We start from the raw sequence: 18,670 nt of genomic DNA, 5'->3' as shown, positions 1-18,670 counted from the left end.
ATGACCAGGGAGAAACTGATGAGCTCACATGCGCCTGAAATGGCGATTAACGTTGACGATGAAACCGGGGTCTGGACCACCGATGCGCTGCCAATGCTCTACGTGCCGCGCCACTTTTTCGTCAATAACCATATGGCGATCGAAGAGGAAATCGGCGCCGAACGCTATGCCGGGATCCTCTACAAAGCGGGCTATAAATCCGCGTACTACTGGTGCGAAAAAGAGGCCGAAGCCCACGGTATCTCCGGCGCCGCAGTCTTTGAACACTATATGAAGCGGCTTTCCCAGCGCGGCTGGGGGTTGTTCATCATTGAAGCGCTCGACCTGGCGCAGGGCACCGCCCGCATTCGCCTGGAACACTCGGCGTTCGTTTATCAGTACGGCAAGGTGAATCGCAAGGTCGATTACATGTTTACCGGCTGGTTTGCAGGCGCCATGGATCAGGTGGCCCAGAGTCTGGGCTATGCGGTCAGAACCCGGGCAGTCCAGACCCGGAGCGCCGCCGAAGAGGGAAGTGATTACGGCGTTTTTGAGGTTTCGCCGCTGTAAGTCCGCGTTGGCCGCCTGCGGGCGGTCAGGGTTTTTGCATTGAATCAGGGTGTAGCCATGTCTCAGTTTGATCTTCTGTTCCAGCCGTTGAATATCAACAAGCTGACCATCCGTAATCGTATCGTCAGTACCGCCCACGCCGAGGTCTATGCCACCGATGGCGGCATGACCACCGATCGCTACGTCAAATATTACGAAGAGAAGGCCAAAGGGGGCTGCGGCCTCTGTATCTGCGGCGGCTCCAGCGTGGTTTCCATCGACAGCCCCCAGAGCTGGTGGAGCTCGGTAAACCTTTCTACCGATCGCATCATTCCCCATTTCCAGAACCTGGCCGACGCGGTGCATAAGCACGGCGGTAGAATCATGATTCAGATCTCTCATATGGGGCGCCGCTCGCGCTGGGACGGCGAAAACTGGCCTAACCTGATGTCGCCGTCAGGCATTCGCGAGCCGGTACACCGCGCCACCTGTAAAACCATCGAAGTAGAAGAGATCTGGCGGGTGATTGGCGACTTCGCCCGTGCGGCGGTGCGCGCCAAAGAGGGCGGGCTGGACGGCGTGGAGCTTTCCGCCGTGCATCAGCACATGATCGATCAGTTCTGGTCGCCGCGGGTGAATAAACGCGCCGACGAGTGGGGCGGCAGCTTTGAAAATCGCATGCGCTTTGGCATGGAAGTGCTGAAAGCGGTGCGGGAAGCGGTGGGAGCGGACTTTGTGGTGGGCATGCGTATTACCGGCGATGAGTTCCACCCCGATGGCCTGAGCCATGAAGATATGAAGCAGATCGCCGCTTACTACGACGCTACCGGCATGGTCGATTATTTTGGCGTGGTCGGTTCCGGGTGCGATACCCACAACACCCTGGCGAACGTGATTCCGAATATGAGCTACCCGCCGGAGCCGTTCCTGCATCTGGCCGCCGGAATCAAAGAGGTGGTCTCGGTGCCGGTGATCCACGCTCAGAACATCAAGGATCCCAACCAGGCCCAGCGCATTCTGGAACAGGGCTACGTCGACTTTGTGGGCATGACCCGGGCCCATATCGCCGATCCGCACCTTATTGCCAAGATCAAACTGAATCAGGTGGATCAGATCCGCCAGTGCGTGGGGGCCAACTACTGCATCGATCGCCAGTATATGGGGCTGGATGTGCTGTGCATTCAGAATGCGGCCACCTCCCGCGAACATATGGGGCTGCCGCACATGATTGAAAAGAGCGATGGCCCCCGGCGCAGGGTGGTGGTGGTGGGCGGCGGTCCTGGTGGCATGGAAGCTGCCCGGGTGGCGGCCGAACGCGGTCATCAGGTCACGCTGGTGGAGCGCGCTTCAGAGTTGGGCGGGCAGGTCACCATTGCCGCCAGAGCGCCGCAGCGCGATCAGATGGCTGGTATTACCCGCTGGCTGGCGATGGAACTGGAACGGCTGGGGGTAGAAATTCAACTGAACACCAGCGCAGACGCCGCCATGGTGCGCGATATGAGGCCGGACGTCTGTATCCTGGCGACCGGCGGCCGTCCGTTCCTTGAGCAGAACCCGGAGTGGGGCGCTGACGATGGCCGGGTGGTGGCCAGCTGGGACATTCTGACCGGCGCGGTGGAGCCGGGTAAAAACGTGCTGATTTACGACACCATCTGCGAATTTACCGGCATGTCCACCGCCGACTACCTGACGGCCAAAGGGGCGCTGGTCGAGCTGGTGACCGACGACATCAAGCCCGGCGTCGGTATCGGCGGCACCACTTTCCCGACCTATTACCGCAGCCTGTATGAAAAGGCGGTGATCATGACCTCGGACCTGGCGCTGGAGTCGGTTTATCGCGAAGGCGACAAGCTGGTGGCGGTGCTGGAAAACGAATACACCGGCCAGAAAGAGGAGCGGGTGGTGGATCAGGTGGTGATCGAAAACGGCACCCGACCCAACGAAGAACTTTATTACGAGCTGAAAGCGGAGTCGCGTAATAAGGGGCAAATAGATAACGAGGCGCTGTTTGCCGCCCATCCTCAGCCGGTTCTGGCGCAGGCAGGAGACGGCATGATCCTCTGGCGACTGGGTGACTGCGTTTCCCAACGCAATGTGCACGCGGCTATCTACGACGCATTACGTCTGTGCAAGGATCTGTAACAAAGGGGGCCGCATGATACTCGACAGATTACTCCCGGTGTTGCTGGGCGCGGCGCTGCTGCTGGCGCTGGTGGGTGCTCTCAGACGAATCCGCCTGTGGCGTGCCGGTCAGCCGGAAAAAACGGCCGGGCTTGCCGGGCTGATGGCCATGCCGCGCCGCTATCTGGTGGATCTTCACCATGTGGTGGCGCGGGACAAGGTGATGTCGAATACCCACGTGGCGACCGCAGGCGGCTTTGTGCTGTCGATGGCGCTGATTCTGGCGGTTCACCTGTTCGGCATTCATAGCCGCTGGCTGGCCGCGGCTCTGCTGGGGTCGCTGGCGCTGATGCTGGTGGGGGCGCTGTTTGTCTGGCGGCGTCGCCGCAATCCGCCTGCCCGCCTGTCGAAAGGGCCGTGGATGTGGCTGCCGAAGAGTCTGCTGGCCTTCGCCGCCAGCTTTTTTATCGCCACGCTGCCTGCGGCGGGGATTCTGCCGCAGGGCAGCGGCGGCTGGCTGCTGGCGGCGGTGCTGGTCGCCGGAATCGTCTGGGGGCTGGGGGAGCTGGTGTTCGGCATGGCCTGGGGCGGGCCGATGAAGCACGCCTTCGCCGGCGCCCTGCATCTGGCGTTTCACCGACGCCCGGAACGCTTTGGCGGCGGGCGCTCCACCGGTCTGAAGGCGGTGGATCTGGATGCGCCTAAGCTGGGGGTGGAAAAGCCCGTCGACTTTAAATGGAACCAGTTGCTTGGCTTCGACGCTTGCGTGCAGTGCGGCAGGTGCGAGGCGATGTGTCCGGCCTTTGCCGCCGGGCAGCCGCTCAACCCAAAAAAGCTGATTCAGGATATGGTGGTTGGGCTGGCCGGTGGTTCGGATGCCCGCTTTGCCGGTAGCCCCTATCCGGGTATCGAAGTCGGTAACGCGACCGGCTCACCGCATCAACCGATTACCGAAGGGCTGGTCAGCCCGGAGACTCTGTGGTCCTGCACCACCTGCCGCGCCTGCGTGGAAGAGTGCCCGATGATGATCGAGCATGTGGACGCCATCGTCGATATGCGTCGCTTCCTGACCCTGGAAAAAGGCGCCACGCCGAATAAAGGTGCCGAGGTGCTGGACAACCTGATCGCCACTGACAACCCCAACGGTTTTAACCCCCGCAGCCGCACCCACTGGGCGGCGGATCAAAACCTGCGGGTGATGAAAGAGGTGGGACAGGCGGATGTGCTGTTCTGGGTGTCTGACGGCGCGTTCGATATGCGCAGCCAGCGGATCCTGCGCGCCTTCGTGAAGATCCTGAAAGCGGCGGGGGTGGACTTCGCGATACTGGGCGACGAAGAGCTGGACAGCGGCGACGTGGCGCGCCGTCTGGGAGACGACGCCACCTTCCAGAGGCTGGCGAGGCGCAATATCGCCACCCTGGGCAAGTATCGTTTCAACCGGATTGTGACCACCGATCCGCACGCCTTTCACTGCCTGAGAAACGAGTACCCGGATCTCTATCCCGAAGGGGCGGAACCGGACTACGACGTGTTGCACCACACCACCTTTATTAATGAGCTGGTTAAGGCGCAGTTGCTGAACCTGAATGACTACAAGGGCGGCAGCGTCACCTGGCACGACCCCTGCTATCTGGGGCGCTATAACGGCGAGTACGAAGCCCCCCGTGAACTGCTGGCCGAACTGGGAATTCAGCCGGTCGAGATGGAACGCTCCGGCTTTCGTTCCCGCTGCTGCGGCGGCGGCGGCGGCGCGCCGATTACCGATATTCCCGGCGAACGGCGGATTGCCGATATGCGCATGGAAGACGTCCGGGCCACCGGGGCTGAGGTGGTGGCGGTCGGCTGCCAGCAGTGCACCGCGATGCTTGAAGGGGTAGTGGAGCCGCGCCCGGAAGTGAAGGATATCGCCGAACTGGTGGCCGAAGCCCTGGTGGAACCCACCGTGCCGCAGCCAGCCCGGCGTAAGAGCGAACAACCCGCGATGGAGGTAGCCTGATGAGCGACATTGTGCGCAGAGATCCGCGCGCCGAGTGGATTGCGCGTAACCGCCTGCATCCGCAGCATGCGGCCACGACGATGCCCGCAGGTGAATCCCGGGGGCCGTCCGGGCTGATTCGCCGTAACCCTCATGCGGTGGGCTTTATCGGCCCCAATGGCATTCGTCGCATTGACCGGATGAACGTCAGCGGCCCGGCAGCCATGGTTGGACGCCGGGCGGTGAGCGCCGTGAAAACCGCGACGCTGCCGCTGCATCGGGTGGAGCAGGTGGATTACTACATCGCCGTGGTGCCCGATATGGTGGGTGGTCGGCTGAGCGAACACGATCGGGATGTGCTGGGCCAGGCTCATGCGCTGATCCGTGAGATGGGCGGCGCCGGGGCGGTGCTTGCCATTGTATTCGGCGAACATCGCGAGCCGTCGTTCGATACCGCGGGTGTCGACAGGCTGCTGGCGCTGAACGGCGCCGGATATCAGGAATATGCGCCGGAGCTGCGCGTTGCCGCGCTGCATGAGGTCGACAACCAGTTTTCGCCGCGCCACTGGCTGCTGCCGGATAGCGTGGCGGGGGGCTTTGAACTGGGATGTCGGCTGGCGGCCCGGCTGGGCGAGCGCCCGGCGACTCAGGCCTGGCGGGTGGATGCGCAGCAGAGCCTGTGTCGCGGCGCCGGAGGCAGCATCGATATCACCCGCGCCACGCCGCGTCTGCTGCTGCTGGCCGCGGAGTGTGCCGACCCCATCGACGAAACCCGGCACGAAGCGCTGCCGGTTCAGCTACGCCAGACGGTAAGCGTGAAGCCGCGCATTCACGACGGCGGCCAGGTAGCGGTGGATCCCAACGCGGTAGCGCTGGCAGAGGCGGAATTTATTCTGTCGGCGGGCAATGGCGTGCAGGACTGGGAATTGTTCCATCAGTGCGCCGAAGCGCTCGGTGCTACGGAAGGGGCCAGCCGGGTAGCGGTGGACGATGGTTATATGCCGCGCCAGCGTCAGGTGGGCGCCACCGGCACCTGGGTGACCGCCAGGGTCTATGTGGCAGTGGGGATTTCCGGGGCGATTCAGCATTTGCAGGGCATCGGCCAGTGCGACAAGGTGATCGCCATTAACACCGATGCCGGTTGTGACATGGTGAAACGCGCCGCTCTGAGCGCGATAGGCGATAGCGGCGAGATTATGATCCAGCTTATCCGGCTGGTCAGGGAACATCGTCAGGAGGAGTTTGAACATGCGGCCTGAAAAGCGTAACGCCAGCCTGCGGGTTACCGCGCTGGTATCGGTGGGGCAACACCCCGATTCCGGACGCGAGCGTCGCGCCGGTCAGGATGCCCGGGCGGTTGAGCTGGGGTTAACTCTGGCGCCCCAGGGGCTGGAGGTGCTTCATGCGGGCGATCCCCACGCTCAGGCGCTGCGCAGCTATGCGGGAATGGGGCTGAGTTCGTTGCGGGTTCTGGAACAGAATAAGATGGCGGACGTGGTCCCCGCTCTGGAGCATTATCTGAGCCAGAACAAGCCGGATATCATTCTGACCGGTGTGCGGGCCGAAAGCGGCGAATCGTCCGGCATGGTGCCTTATCTGCTGGGAGAAGCGCTGGGAATGCCGGTGGTGACCGGTATTGCCGGTATCGTCAGTATCGAGCGCGGCGAGGCGCATCTGCTACAGGCGCTGCCGCGCGGTCAGCGTCGGGCATTGAAGGTGGCGCTGCCGTTTATCGCAAGCGTTGATATGGCGGCGCCCACCCCGCGCCAGAGCGCTTTTGGCCCCGCCAGTCGGGCGCAACTGGTGGGACAGAAGGCGGACATTGAGTGTCGCGATGAGGTCAGGGAGCAGTGGCGTGAAGCGCCAGCCCGCAAGCGACCGAAGCGTTTGCAGGTGGTTAAAGCGAAAACCGCCGCCGATCGATTCAGGGCGGCGACCGCGAAGTCTCAGGGCGACGGCGGCCGGATTCTGCGTGATAAACCGGCCTCCGAAATGGCGCAGGCGATATTTGATCTGCTGCTGGAAGAGGGGGTGGTACGTAGTGGGCGCTGAGCTTCCTCACTCCGGCCAGGGGGAAAACCAGCGCCAGCCCGGTCCCCTCTCCCCTTTGGGCAGAAGGGTAAAATTAGCGCCAGCCTGGTCCCCTCTCCCCTATGGGGAGAGGGTGAGGGGAAAGGGCCGGGATGAGGGTTAAAAAGAGGGAAGATCACCCATACTGCCGTTCAATATCGGGAACGCCGACCGGATAAAGCTCGCTATTATCGCCACCGCCCAGATTCTTCAACAGGGTATCGCTGTACCACTCCAGGAAATTAATCACCCCAAACTCATAGGGTTCTGAATAGGGACCGGGCTGATAGCCAATGGAGTTAATGCCGCGCTGATTCTCTTCCCCCAGAATTCTGTCCTGATCGTTGGTGGCATCCCACACCTGGCGCAGACGCTCCGGATCGTAATCCACGCCCGGCACGGCATCCTTGTGCACAAACCATTTGGTGGTGACCAGCGACTCCTGAGCCGAAATGGGCAGCACCCGGAACACAATAAAGTGATCGCTCTGCATATGGTTCCAGGAGTTGGGCAGGTGCAGAATGCGCATCGAGCCCAACTGATGGTTTTTAATACGTCCCAGCAGCTTAGTGCAGCCTTCGCTACCGTCGATGGTCATCACGCTGGCGCCTGGCTTTAGCGGCATACGCACGATGCGATTGCGTTGACCGAAGCTTCTGTGAAGGTGCGGGATCCCTTCCTGATCCCACTGAGCCGCCTGCTGATTGTAGTAGTCGATAAACTCCGGCGTAGCGCGCGGATCGTTGGTGTCGTCCCACTCCAGCAGGGTATTCAGTAGCTCCGGATGGCTGCCCGCGCAGTGGTAACATTCGCGGTTATTTTCCAGCACCAGCTTCCAGTTGGCCTTTTCATACATCTCGGATTCCGCCGCCAGCTTGGTGTTTTCCACATCATACGGCTCCATGTACTCCTCAAGCGTCGCCAGGAAGTTATCGAAGTCGGACTCTGGCGGCTGTTCGGCGATGCAGACGAAGATAAACCCGCCGCCGGTCCGGCAGTGCGCGGGTTTCAGACCGTGCAGGCTTTTGTCGAAATCTCCACCCATATTGGTGCCCGCGAACAGCAGATTGCCTTTCAGATCGTAGGTCCACTGGTGATAGGGACATACCAGATTCGCCACCTTGCCGCGCTGCTGTTGGCACAGTCGTGAACCCCGGTGACGACAGGTATTATGGAAAGCGTTGACCGCGCCGTCGGCGTCGCGCACCACCAGCACCGGATTCTGGCCGATCTCAAGGGTAAAATAGTCGCCCTTTTTCGGGATCTCGCTGGTCATGCCAACGAACAGCCACTCCTTCTGAAAGACCTCTTCCATATCAATACGAAACATCGTCGGGTCGTTATACAGCGGCTGTGGCAGCGAATAGTTTGGCTGGCGCCGCTTGAGCAAGTCAGTCATCTGGTCGCGAGCATCGATAATGCTGGCGCAGGTGATATTCAGCAGATCGTTATGACTCATGGTGGTGCTCTTCTCATTCAGATCAAAGTGTCGCGCCCGCGCGCGGGCACATCCCGATAGCTGGCTCCCATTACAGACAGGGGTCACTGTCAGACAAGATGCTGCACCCGGTTGTGAATGAGGAATGTTCTGGCAGCGACATCGATCCCCTCCGTTAGAGACGCAGGGAGGAACGCATTGTTGCCCGGTGGTTTTTTCAGACATCCCGATGTCGTGAATAAACAAATGGCGAAGCGAAGTTGAACTGAAAATTCAGCCTGTATCCGGCCGCGCCAAACCGTCGCGAGCTATCCATCGACCCTGGCCCACAGGAAGCATTCCGTATGACCAACCAGACTATTTCGGTAGTAAATACCGGCGCTTTTGAGCCCGTAACCACTCAGACCTGGAGCAACGGTCGTCATGCTGTGCGTTGCGTCAAGGTGATTCAGGAAACCTGGGATGTGAAAACCTGGTGCTTTATGGCCGAACAACCGGTGATGTTCTTCTTTAAGCCGGGCCAGTTCGTCACCCTGGAGCTGGAGATCGACGGCGAACAGGTGTTTCGCTCCTACACCATCTCCAGTTCGCCGTCGGTGCCGTACAGCTTTTCGATTACGGTGAAGCGGGTGCCGGGGGGCAGGGTATCTAACTGGCTGCATGACAATATGAGCGAAGGGATGGAGCTGGCGGTGCACGGGCCGGTTGGCCAGTTCAACTGTATCGACTACCCCAGCGACAGGGTGCTGTTTCTTTCCGGTGGAGTGGGGATCACCCCGGTGATGTCGATGGCGCGCTGGTATTTCGACACCAACGCCGATGTCGATATGGTGTTCGTTCACAGCGCCCGCACGCCGCGCGACATTATTTTCCAGCGCGATCTGGAAAACATGGCCGCACGTATCGCCAACTTTAAGCTGAACCTGGTGTGTGAACGCTACGAATCCGGCCAGAACTGGGGCGGTTATCGCGGCTTCTTTAATCGCCCGATGCTTGAAATGATGGCTCCGGATTTCATGGAGCGCGAAGTTTACTGCTGCGGCCCCACGCCCTATATGAACGCCGTGCGTAATATGTTGCGGGAAGCCGGATTCGATATGGCGCGCTACCATGAAGAGTCGTTCGGGGCAACGCCGGAGCCGGTGAAGGAGCAGGCGCAGCAGGATGCCGAACAGGCGGCCGAAGTGGCCGAAGCGATACCGCGTTCCGACCTGCTCCAGGTCTTCTTCGCCAGCACCGGTAAGAGCGTACAGATAGCGCCTGGCGAAACCGTGCATGCCGCCGCTGCCAAGCTGGGCCTGCATATCCCCAAAGCCTGCGGGATGGGCATCTGCGGTACCTGTAAGGTGAAGCGGCTGGAAGGGGAGGTCGAAATGGCCCATAACGGCGGTATTACCGACGAGGATGTCGAAGAGGGGTATATCCTCTCCTGCTGTAGCGTACCGACCGGGGATGTGGTGGTGGAGTATTAAGGTGAAAAAGGAGGGGCTGGCCCCCTCCTGTCGCGCCCGGCTATTGTCCGGAAAACTCAGGCGTGCTTGCCGTGGAACTTCAGTATTTCTGCGGCAATAAAGTCTGGTTTTTCTTCCGCGATCCAGTGTCCGCATTCCGGTATTACGCCCCCTTCAACGTGGTGAGCAACTTGCTGCATACTGCGAAAGCTGATCTCGCCCATACAGTGCGAGCCGCCCCATGCCATCACCGGAATGTCGAGTTTATGGGCCGCCAGCTCACGACTCTGGCGGGCAGATTCCGGGAAAGCCTTATAAAATTCAAAGCCTGCGCGCAGACCACCCGACGCCGAATAGCATCTTACAAACTCATCAATGTCTGATTCGGTAACCGCCAGCGGATTGTAAGCATAGGTTTTGAAAAAGTAGCTCAGATATTCACGCTCGCGCCCGGTAACCAGCAGCTGCGCCAGGTCTGGGGCCTGGTGAAAGCCAAAGTGCCAGTACTCTTTCTCTGCGTCATCCTCGCTTTCAATGCCCAGAATTTTGCTTTCCAGGAATACGAGGCTTTTGACTTCCTGCCGGTAGTTCGCGGCATAAGCGTAGGCGACGCGTGCGCCGTTATCGTGGGCGACAAGGCGGATTTTCTGAAAGCCAAGATGGGCAACCAGCGCGTGCAGATCGTCGGCCACCGTATTGCTATCGTACCCCGTATCAGGCTTATCTGAATCCCCTGAGCCGCGCATATCGACAGCGATAACTTCATGGCCTCCGGCTATCAGCCGGGGAATCACCCGATGCCATTCGTACCAGGTCTGCGGCCAGCCGTGAACCAGCAGCACCGGCTCACCTGCGCCGCCGCGCACGTAGTGCAGCCTTACGCCGTTAACAACGGCAATTTCATGTTTGAGTTCGGTCATCGCTTCTCTCCATAGTGAATGTCATTTTTATTTTGTAGTGATCAATACATTAATGTCAATAATAGATGAGCAGCGGTTGATGCCGTTACCTGGGATGGTCAGAAGAATTGTGTAATAATCAATACATATTCATAAGCTATCTATTCGCTGGGGGAATTCATATGGCACGGGGGAGACCACGTACGTTTGACAGGGAAGCCGCTGTTGAGCAGGCGATGCTGATTTTCTGGGCCAAAGGGTTTACCAACACCTCACTGAGCGATCTGACATCGGCGCTAAAGATTAATCCACCCAGCTTCTACGCCGCTTTTGGCTCCAAAGAGGCGCTGTATCTGGATGTTCTGGAGCGCTACAGCCTGGAAATCGGTGAAAAATTATGGGGCGAGCTGCTGCGTGACGGGCCCGCATACCATGCAGTCGAAAACTTACTGTTAAATACGGCGCGCTATCTGACCAGAGAAAAATCGCCTAAAGGATGCCTGCTTTCGCTGTCGGGGATGGAAGGCGGTTTATCAGAGAGTTTGAGCAATGAACTTATGCACCGTCGCCATGCAATGTTGATCCGGCTGGAAAACTGCCTGTTGGCTGCCCGGGGAAAAAACGAAATTTCAGCGCGTGCGGACTGCGAGGCCGCTGCCCGGTTTTACTTTACGCTTCAGCAGGGGATGGTCACCCGGGCCCGGGATGGTGAAACGACAGACGAGCTGGAAACTACGGCTAAATCGGCAATGCGGCTCTGGCCTGTGCTGTTACAGGATGGGTAAGGGTGAAAAAAATGGAGGGATTACCCCTCCATTAAGCACGTGAATGCAATCTGTTATTTGCTAATAAAATCCAGAATATCGGCGTTAATGACGTCGGCCTGGCTGGTATGCATACCGTGAGGATAGCCCGGATATACTTTCAGCGTGCTGTTGACCAGCAGTTTGTCCTGAAGCAGCGCGGCGTTTTGATAGGGAACCACTTGATCGTCATCTCCCTGAATGACCAGCGTTGGAACGGTAATGGCTTTGAGATCCTCAGTTTGATCGGTTTCTGAGAACGCCTTAATGCCTTCGTAATGGGCTTTGGCGCTGCCCATCATGCCCTGACGCCACCAGTTCTGAATAATCCCCTGGGAGACTTCCGCGCCGGAACGGTTGTAGCCATAGAAAGGACCGGAAGCGACATCCAGATAAAACTGGGTGCGGTTAGCGGCAAGCGCCGAGCGGAAACCGTCGAACACCTCAATGGGCGTGCCACCCGGGTTGTCGGGTGTTTTCACCATCAGCGGCGGCACTGAGCTAACCAGCACCGCTTTCGCCACCCGGTTCTGGGGCTGACCGTATTTGGCCACATAGCGCGCCACCTCGCCGCCGCCGGTGGAGTGACCCACGTGGATAGCATTCTTCAGATCGAGATGTTCAGCAACGGCCGAGGCATCGGCCGCGTAGTGGTCCATATCATGCCCTTCGCTGACCTGATCGGAACGGCCATGCCCGCGCCGATCGAGTGCGATAACGCGGTAGCCTTTAGCCAGGAAAAATAGCATCTGAGCATCCCAGTCATCGGCGCTCAGTGGCCAACCATGATGAAAAACAATTGGTTGTGCGTCTTTTGAACCCCAGTCTTTAAAGAAAATGTTAACACCGTCTTTTGTAGTTACGAATGGCATGGACTGGTCTCCTGCATGTAATGAGACGAAACGTTTTTGACAACCAACGGGCCCGGCACCTGCGATAGCAGAGCGTCGAAGCCCCCTGTTCCGGCATCTGAAGAGGCATTGTTGCCTCGTTTCAGGTGGAACCCACTATCAGTGTAGAAGGAATTTTCACGTTATGGGTGTGGGTATTTCGGGCGGGAAGAGGCCTGACTTCCGGGTGAGTCAGGCCGTGACACGAACTGATGTACAAGCTCTTGTGGCGCTTTATGTTTCCTCTTGCAGTGCCTGATGAAGCATCAGTTTAGCTCCCCAGGTCGTCAGTTCGACAATCTCTTCCTGTTCCAGGCCGAAAGTATCCTTGAGTACCGTCAATGCTTCAGTGCCATACAAAACCGACATCAGCATGATCAGTTTCTGCACCTTTTCTGGCGGGAGTTGCGATTCAAGGGGAGCCAGCGCTTCCGCGAGCGCTTCACGACGGTTGCTCTTTTTAAGAAAACTTTCTCCTTCATGAGATCCTTCTTCCTGGCGGGTTTGCCAGCGGTGTTGCGCTATCCGCATGGCATCGCGCATCAGCGCTTCATGGGAGAAAAGCTCTCCGTATCCCCAGCTTAGCAACCTGGCGATATTCTCTTCGGGATCGGCTGTCATCTTCGGTTTTTCAAAGGCACCAATAACCCTTTTTACAACGTACTCCACGAACTCGCTATGGGTGGAGAAGTAACTCCTGAGCGTGACTTTCGCGTACTCCGCCTCGCGGGTGATCTCTTCCGGTGACGGAAATTTATTTTCCTGATACAGCTTCAGGGCTGCATGAGTGAGTCGCTCAAGGGTTCTGCGACGTACCGGAGACAGGTTATCTTCATCAAAAAGCTGCATTTTTTGTCTCGCTTCAAGGAAAAATATCATGTGAGATAAAAATATCTTGAAGGTTATAAAATATTATCCTAGCTTTATATTGCACGAGATCAATTAATCTTTCACCCCCACCACGGAGTGAGCGGTATGGCCAGGTATGTGTATGTCATTGGTACCGCAGACACCAAGCTGGAAGAGCTGGTCTGGCTGAAGTCCTGTCTGCATGCGGCTGGCGTGGATTCCCGTATTATTGATGTGTCTACCGGAACCCCCGCAGAGTTAAGTGAAAACAGCAAGATAGATATTCCGGCAACGCAAGTTGCGGAATATCACCCGGAAGGTAGCGCGGCGGTTTTCTGCAATGAGCGCGGCCGGGCGGTGACGGCCATGTCGGTGGCTCTCTCCCGTTTTCTGCGCAGTCAGTCTGAGGATATTTCGGGGTTGCTCGGCATAGGCGGCTCTGGCGGTACTGCACTGATATCACCCGCCATGAAGGCGATGCCGATTGGCATGCCCAAACTGATGGTATCGACAATGGCTTCCGGTAATGTCAGCGAGTATGTCGGTGGTATGGATATCGCCATGCTGTATACCGTTACCGATCTCAGTGGTCTCAATTATCTTTCCCGTTCCATTCTTTCCAATGCCGCCAACATGATTGCCGGCGCGGTTAATCACGTTATTGCACCTAATCGGGCACAAAAGCCGGTACTCGGGCTGACTATGTTTGGTGTGACCACGCCCGGAATCAACCAACTGGTCGCCAGGCTGAATCATCACTATGACCCGCTGGTATTCCATGCAACGGGCAACGGCGGTACTTCGATGGAACGGCTGGTTGAAAATGGCGAGATCGTTGGCGTGCTGGATATTACGCTGACTGAGATCGCGGACCTGCTGTTTGGCGGCGTTCTGGCGTGCCCGGAAACGCGGCTGGACTGTATCGCTCAGACTGAAGTGCCGTGGGTGGGCAGTACCGGTGCACTGGATATGGTCAATTTCGGTGAACCAGGCAGCATACCTGAGCGTTATGCTCAGCGGCAGTTTGTCGAACATAACGCTCAGGTGACGCTAATGCGCACCACACCAGAGGAAAACTACCAGCTCGGGAAGTGGATTGGTCGCAAGCTCAATCTGTGTAACGGACCGGTAAGTTTTATTATTCCAGAAGGTGGATTTTCCGCGCTTGATGCTCCAGGCCAGCCATTCTTTGATCCTAAGGCAAGGCAGGCTTTTGCCGAAGGGTTAGAGTCGGTTGTGCTACAGACGAGCCAGCGGCGAATTATAAAAACACCTCACCATATTAACGCACCTGAATTTGCAGCTCTTGTGATTGAAGAGCTCAATATCGTCATGCAACACCAGGGAAACTGCCCACCACCCGGTTTGGGGGAACACTAATGCAAAACTATAAAATACTTGTCGAAAGTCTGAAGCAAAAAGTCGCCCGTAATGAACCTGTTATTGGCGCTGGTGCCGGCACCGGCCTCTCTGCACGTAGCGAAGAGGCAGGCGGAGTGGATCTGATTGTGATTTATAACTCAGGTCGATTCCGCATGGCGGGCCGCGGTTCGTTGGCCGGGCTGATGCCGTACGGTAATGCCAACCAGATAGTGCGCGAGATGGGAAACGAGGTACTGCCTGTCGTTAAAAAAACGCCGGTGCTGGCCGGTGTGTGCGGTACCGATCCATTCTGCAATCTCTCGCCGTTCCTTGATGAACTAAAAACTCAGGGATTCGCGGGCGTGCAGAACTTCCCGACCGTTGGCCTTATCGACGGTAACTTCCGCAAGAACCTGGAAGAGACGGGCATGGGCTATGCCCTGGAGGTGGATATGATCCGCCTGGCGCATGAGAAGGGAATGCTGACAACGCCTTACGTTTTTAACCCGGAAGATGCCGTGGCGATGACTCAGGCAGGGGCGGACGTGATTGTCGTGCATATGGGGTTAACGACCGGCGGCGATATTGGCGCTGAAACGGCGCATGACCTTGAGTCCTGTATACCTGTTATCAATGACTGCGCCCAGGCAGCGAAAGCGGTGAGAGACGATGTGATAGTGCTGTGCCACGGGGGACCTATCGCTGAGCCTGAAGATGCCGCGTATATTCTGGCTCATTGCCCGGATTGTCATGGATTCTACGGAGCCAGCTCAATGGAGCGTCTGCCGACTGAAAAAGCGATTAAAAATACTGTTGAAGTCTTTAAGAAAATCAAACGTCATTAAGGCGTTAGCTAATGATTAAATAATAACAACAATATATCTGGCCGCGATATAAAATTAATAAAAGGCATTACCATGAATTAGTCTGCATGAACGAGGAGTTCAGGTGACTATTTCATGGTTTTTTTTATCTAAAATCGCAGTGGTGTTGGGCAGGTCTACGCGCAGCGGCGCTAAAAAACGGCTTAAAGATTGTGACAGCTAAAGCTCCGCCCTCCTCTTGTGTGAGCGTTTTTCAGCCAGAGGACTCTCTATGCCTTTGCAGATAAAAGACATTATAGATTCGCCAGCCCTTATTGAATCGCAACAGGTAGAGCTCAAACTGGTAATCGTCATAGATCCGGTACTCGCAGGTAAATTTGTGTGCTCAATGGCTGTATATTTTTCCGCGTAGGGCGGATACCCGAGGAGCACATGCGGTAGCAGGATGGCAAGCATTAAAATAAAAAGTACAGAACACGGCTTAGGCTCACCTCTCTGCCTATTTTGTCATACAGATAGAAGATACTTAACTATCGTGACTTACACCACTGGATAGATAAAGTGGAAAGTTAGCATGTTTTGACTAATCAATATATTTGATATGTGGTTAAGTACCTAAAGTAACTATCAAATTAAGGAAATTATCATGACGTTACGTGAGAAATTAGTTGGAGCCTGGGAGCTATTCTCTTATGTTGAAATCCCCACCAACGGTACCCCCCCGATTAAAAGATTAGGGGAATCCCCTAAAGGATTGATTATATATACGCCAGACGGGTATATGTCGGCACAATTAATGCTGCCTGGACGAATTAACTTTAAATCAGGAGACTGGTTTAATGCTACTTCAGAAGAGTATTGTCAGGAGGCGACCAGCTATATTGCCTACAGCGGCAAATTCTTTGTGAATGAACAGGAACAGACGTTACAACACAATATGTATGTCTCTCTGTTTCCTAACTGGACTGGTCAGACACAACCACGGGTAGTCGAGATACATGATGGTGTACTAAAACTGAGTTCAGCATCACCGATTATGTCAGGAGGTGTTGAGGTTATGTCATATCTTGAATGGCACAGGGCCACACCTAACTGAAATCCGTATGGCGAAGCAACAACCAACCGTAGCGCGGCCTGAATTACTGTGGGCAGAAAGGTCTTGCCCTTATGCCCTCAACGGTACCCCCGCAAGGATGTTGATGTGGGTAGAATTTGGTTGAAGCAATACTCTGGAAAGGGCTGATTCTGGCGGGGTGCAGAAACGAAAAACGGACCTCCGTGGAGGTCCGTTGATATGAATTTGGTGCCGGACCCGGAATCATATCCACGATTAACGTGCTGTTTGTTATTGATTTTATTGGTATTTTTTGTAAATAGCGCCCCCACGAAGGCCCCCATAAAAAATCGCTTTGGTTTTGTGAGGGTTATCACGAAAAATCGTTATTTGGCGAATGAGGCTTCGTTATGTGTGGAGTTAGCTCCACACATAACGGCGTGAAAAACATACTTATCTTGCCCGCAGGGTGTTAATCCGTCACCCCTGCATTGAGCTGTAAGTTGATATGTCGGGTTAGGCACTTTTGAGATAATATTTGACAGTGTCGATTATTATTTATTGAATTACATAAATATTTTAATCTTTTTTTGAGATATAGCCATGAGGCCGTTGAGATAACCGAACATCATGGCTCAATTCATTCCCTCAGAACCAGAGCTAAAGGTACTGCTCCAGAACTCTCTCCAGCTTATTCACCGCCGCCGCATACTTGGCCGGATTCTTATCCTTCAGCACCGCCAGGTTACGCGACTTCCAGCGAATCGCCGGTAGGTGTTGAATTTCAGGATAGCGATACAGCGACCAGTCAGGGGTATTTTGCTTATAGCTGAGCAAGAACTGGCGATCTCTGTCCGTAAGATGCGATTTCAGCGCTTGTGGCAGCAAAGTCGTTACTGATAAAAGGGATTCCAGCGATGTTTCCTGCTGTGTCATGCCTGAAAATTCCTGTGCGTACAGGGTAGCGATCCGCGCTGTATCCCAGTTTGGTGCCAGCAGCTCGGTAATGGGGCGGGGATGCCCTGCCAGATAGCAAAGAAAACCGTCAAAGATCTCGCGCGTCAGGCCCGGCTTTTCCAGCATATTCAGCACGTCAAACAGATCGCGCGGATGCTGGCGGTCAAGCGCGGCGCAGATTTTACCGCCGTAAAGATCCGCCAGCGAGACGACATTCATGGTGGTGAAGCCATATTCCATTTCCACCTGTTCACATACCGGCATTTCTGTTGGTGGTAATAGTAGTCCACGCCAGACCGGACTAACCTCAATCTTTATCTTCGCGTCAGCGGTGTTAACGATGATGCGCTTTTCATCCGCTTTATTCTCCTGCCGGATAGCCGTGATCCCCGGTCTGCCGTTCAGCGATTCAGTAATACGCATCAAGGCGTCATTGATGACCGCCAGATCGGTATCGCGATAAGTAACGGTTTTATACGTCAGATCGATATCCACCGACAGGCGAGGGAAATCTTGCACAAACAAGTTGATTGCCGTGCCGCCTTTCAGGGCGAAACAGGACTCCTTCGCCACATGTGGCAGGGCAGTAATTAATAGCCTGACCTGTCGGGCATAAATATCACGCAGATCCATCTTCGACTCCTTCCGGTTTAAATGCGCGGGGAACGGTGATTTGATAATCCGGCTCCAGCCAACCGCCGGGAACGATTTGCCGTTTTCCCGAGCCGGTTTCTATACCGCTTTGATCGAGGTACTGAAAGTAAGGATGCTCATTGCGTCGGGCAAGGTAGAGCATCACGCGGTTGGTTTTAACCGAATGACTGGCGCAGAGCAAAACCTGTAATTTTCGCGGGCTGAGAAGATTCATCCCCTGAAACAGGGCATCGGCATGTTCGAATGAGATCAACGAAGGAACGCCGCAGGCGATCTCATACGCGGCTAGTTCAGGAGCGCTGCCCGTTAACTGTCGACCATCGATATTGAGTTTCGTAGTCAATGACGTTACATCAACGGTGAGGCCCGACGTATACAGCGTGACGAACGTCGCGGATTGTTCAAAGGCGGCGAACCATCCCGGTAGTTTGACGTAAGCTGGAAGCGCGAGCCAGATCTGTTGTCTGCCCGGTTCGGTATAGTGGGCATGGCCTTGTAGCGCAAGGCTGGTCAGCCCCGCCACGCGAACCGGTTTTTCCCACTGTGTTTGCAGGCAGTAAATCGCATCCACCCAGTCTGGTTCTCGACCCGTCCGGCAGTAAACTCCGTGTGCGATCCGCCTGAGCCAGCCATTCTGGACATAAAGGTAAGAGAGCTTACGATCTATGCCGTTGCGGGTAAGCCATGACTGGAGCAACACCTGACCGGGGAGGGTGTTCTGCATCAGCCAGTTTAGATAGTTTGGCAAATGTCGCCTCTTGATGGACAATTTTTAAAATTATTAAACTAGTTTAG

The 18,670-nt window shown here is 56.1% G+C and carries 16 protein-coding genes; 10 read left to right on the top strand and 6 right to left on the bottom strand.

Annotated features, from left to right (window positions below; all coding sequences use genetic code 11):
* Positions 1-18 precede the first annotated feature (18 nt).
* The 5 genes from FEM41_RS01305 to etfB are packed head-to-tail and all read left to right on the top strand — an operon-like array spanning position 19 to position 6,676.
* A complete protein-coding gene (locus FEM41_RS01305) occupies positions 19-549 on the top strand; it encodes a 4-vinyl reductase (protein WP_138093671.1) in 531 nt (176 codons plus the stop codon).
* 57 nt (positions 550-606) lie between these two features.
* The gene (gene dgcA / locus FEM41_RS01300) at positions 607-2,670 is read left to right on the top strand and encodes a dimethylglycine demethylation protein DgcA (protein ID WP_138093668.1); all 2,064 of its coding nucleotides are present in this window, start codon (positions 607-609) and stop codon (positions 2,668-2,670) included.
* A 16-nt stretch (positions 2,671-2,686) separates the two neighbouring features.
* The gene (locus FEM41_RS01295) at positions 2,687-4,645 is read left to right on the top strand and encodes a (Fe-S)-binding protein (RefSeq protein WP_138099077.1); all 1,959 of its coding nucleotides are present in this window, start codon (positions 2,687-2,689) and stop codon (positions 4,643-4,645) included.
* Complete coding sequence (etfA, locus tag FEM41_RS01290) at positions 4,645-5,883, top strand: electron transfer flavoprotein subunit alpha (protein ID WP_138093665.1); 1,239 nt, start codon at positions 4,645-4,647, stop codon at positions 5,881-5,883. The genes FEM41_RS01295 and etfA overlap by 1 nt, the downstream gene beginning before the upstream one ends.
* A complete protein-coding gene (gene etfB, locus FEM41_RS01285; protein WP_138093662.1) occupies positions 5,873-6,676 on the top strand; it encodes an electron transfer flavoprotein subunit beta in 804 nt (267 codons plus the stop codon). Before etfA ends, etfB begins: the two co-directional genes overlap by 11 nt.
* 154 nt (positions 6,677-6,830) lie before the next feature.
* Here the strand turns inward: etfB and FEM41_RS01280 are convergent, their stop codons facing one another.
* Positions 6,831-8,153: an aromatic ring-hydroxylating oxygenase subunit alpha gene (locus FEM41_RS01280; RefSeq protein ID WP_138093659.1), complete on the bottom strand. Its 1,323-nt coding sequence runs from the start codon at positions 8,151-8,153 to the stop codon at positions 6,831-6,833.
* Between the two features lie 323 nt (positions 8,154-8,476).
* On the opposite strand from FEM41_RS01280, the gene FEM41_RS01275 reads away from it, so the two are divergent.
* Positions 8,477-9,604 (top strand): FAD-binding oxidoreductase, encoded by a 1,128-nt coding sequence (locus FEM41_RS01275; protein WP_138093656.1) that lies wholly within the window; start codon positions 8,477-8,479, stop codon positions 9,602-9,604.
* Between the two features lie 56 nt (positions 9,605-9,660).
* On the opposite strand, the gene FEM41_RS01270 is transcribed toward FEM41_RS01275, so the two are convergent.
* A complete protein-coding gene (locus FEM41_RS01270; RefSeq protein ID WP_138093653.1) occupies positions 9,661-10,503 on the bottom strand; it encodes an alpha/beta fold hydrolase in 843 nt (280 codons plus the stop codon).
* A 161-nt stretch (positions 10,504-10,664) separates the two neighbouring features.
* Between FEM41_RS01270 and FEM41_RS01265 the strand changes: the two genes are divergently transcribed.
* Complete coding sequence (locus FEM41_RS01265) at positions 10,665-11,267, top strand: TetR/AcrR family transcriptional regulator (protein WP_138093652.1); 603 nt, start codon at positions 10,665-10,667, stop codon at positions 11,265-11,267.
* A 53-nt stretch (positions 11,268-11,320) separates the two neighbouring features.
* On the opposite strand, the gene FEM41_RS01260 is transcribed toward FEM41_RS01265, so the two are convergent.
* Positions 11,321-12,157 (bottom strand): alpha/beta fold hydrolase, encoded by an 837-nt coding sequence (locus FEM41_RS01260; protein ID WP_138093649.1) that lies wholly within the window; start codon positions 12,155-12,157, stop codon positions 11,321-11,323.
* Positions 12,158-12,409: 252 nt separating this feature from the next.
* Complete coding sequence (locus FEM41_RS01255) at positions 12,410-13,024, bottom strand: TetR/AcrR family transcriptional regulator (protein ID WP_138093646.1); 615 nt, start codon at positions 13,022-13,024, stop codon at positions 12,410-12,412.
* 126 nt (positions 13,025-13,150) lie between these two features.
* On the opposite strand from FEM41_RS01255, the gene FEM41_RS01250 reads away from it, so the two are divergent.
* From FEM41_RS01250 to FEM41_RS01240, 3 genes are all read left to right on the top strand, one after another.
* The gene (locus FEM41_RS01250) at positions 13,151-14,404 is read left to right on the top strand and encodes a Tm-1-like ATP-binding domain-containing protein (protein ID WP_138093643.1); all 1,254 of its coding nucleotides are present in this window, start codon (positions 13,151-13,153) and stop codon (positions 14,402-14,404) included.
* The gene (locus tag FEM41_RS01245) at positions 14,404-15,231 is read left to right on the top strand and encodes a phosphoenolpyruvate hydrolase family protein (protein WP_138093640.1); all 828 of its coding nucleotides are present in this window, start codon (positions 14,404-14,406) and stop codon (positions 15,229-15,231) included. Before FEM41_RS01250 ends, FEM41_RS01245 begins: the two co-directional genes overlap by 1 nt.
* 625 nt (positions 15,232-15,856) lie before the next feature.
* Positions 15,857-16,306, top strand: a complete 450-nt coding sequence (locus FEM41_RS01240; RefSeq protein ID WP_138093637.1) for a lipocalin-like domain-containing protein — start codon at positions 15,857-15,859, stop codon at positions 16,304-16,306.
* Positions 16,307-16,924: 618 nt separating this feature from the next.
* Here FEM41_RS01240 and FEM41_RS01230 read toward each other — a convergent pair.
* Positions 16,925-17,854, bottom strand: coding sequence for a nucleotidyl transferase AbiEii/AbiGii toxin family protein (locus tag FEM41_RS01230; RefSeq protein WP_138093631.1), 930 nt, complete (start codon positions 17,852-17,854; stop codon positions 16,925-16,927).
* Positions 17,841-18,623: a type IV toxin-antitoxin system AbiEi family antitoxin domain-containing protein gene (locus tag FEM41_RS01225; protein WP_196240475.1), complete on the bottom strand. Its 783-nt coding sequence runs from the start codon at positions 18,621-18,623 to the stop codon at positions 17,841-17,843. The genes FEM41_RS01230 and FEM41_RS01225 overlap by 14 nt, the downstream gene beginning before the upstream one ends.
* Positions 18,624-18,670 lie beyond the last annotated feature (47 nt).

The organism is Jejubacter calystegiae, from assembly GCF_005671395.1.
Classification (GTDB): domain Bacteria; phylum Pseudomonadota; class Gammaproteobacteria; order Enterobacterales; family Enterobacteriaceae; genus Jejubacter; species Jejubacter calystegiae.
This window is presented reverse-complemented; position numbering and strand designations above follow the sequence as displayed.

Excerpts from the sequence above, each read along its gene's own strand:
- etfA (WP_138093665.1), top strand. The coding sequence starts at position 4,645 with ATGAGCGACATTGTGCGCAGAGATCCGCGCGCCGAGTGGATTGCGCGT.
- FEM41_RS01275 (WP_138093656.1), top strand. The coding sequence starts at position 8,477 with ATGACCAACCAGACTATTTCGGTAGTAAATACCGGCGCTTTTGAGCCC.
- FEM41_RS01245 (WP_138093640.1), top strand. The coding sequence starts at position 14,404 with ATGCAAAACTATAAAATACTTGTCGAAAGTCTGAAGCAAAAAGTCGCC.
- FEM41_RS01270 (WP_138093653.1), bottom strand. The coding sequence starts at position 10,503 with ATGACCGAACTCAAACATGAAATTGCCGTTGTTAACGGCGTAAGGCTG.
- FEM41_RS01305 (WP_138093671.1), top strand. The coding sequence starts at position 19 with ATGAGCTCACATGCGCCTGAAATGGCGATTAACGTTGACGATGAAACC.
- FEM41_RS01280 (WP_138093659.1), bottom strand. The coding sequence starts at position 8,153 with ATGAGTCATAACGATCTGCTGAATATCACCTGCGCCAGCATTATCGAT.
- FEM41_RS01255 (WP_138093646.1), bottom strand. The coding sequence starts at position 13,024 with ATGCAGCTTTTTGATGAAGATAACCTGTCTCCGGTACGTCGCAGAACC.
- FEM41_RS01250 (WP_138093643.1), top strand. The coding sequence starts at position 13,151 with ATGGCCAGGTATGTGTATGTCATTGGTACCGCAGACACCAAGCTGGAA.
- dgcA (WP_138093668.1), top strand. The coding sequence starts at position 607 with ATGTCTCAGTTTGATCTTCTGTTCCAGCCGTTGAATATCAACAAGCTG.
- FEM41_RS01230 (WP_138093631.1), bottom strand. The coding sequence starts at position 17,854 with ATGGATCTGCGTGATATTTATGCCCGACAGGTCAGGCTATTAATTACT.
- FEM41_RS01240 (WP_138093637.1), top strand. The coding sequence starts at position 15,857 with ATGACGTTACGTGAGAAATTAGTTGGAGCCTGGGAGCTATTCTCTTAT.
- FEM41_RS01260 (WP_138093649.1), bottom strand. The coding sequence starts at position 12,157 with ATGCCATTCGTAACTACAAAAGACGGTGTTAACATTTTCTTTAAAGAC.
- FEM41_RS01265 (WP_138093652.1), top strand. The coding sequence starts at position 10,665 with ATGGCACGGGGGAGACCACGTACGTTTGACAGGGAAGCCGCTGTTGAG.
- etfB (WP_138093662.1), top strand. The coding sequence starts at position 5,873 with ATGCGGCCTGAAAAGCGTAACGCCAGCCTGCGGGTTACCGCGCTGGTA.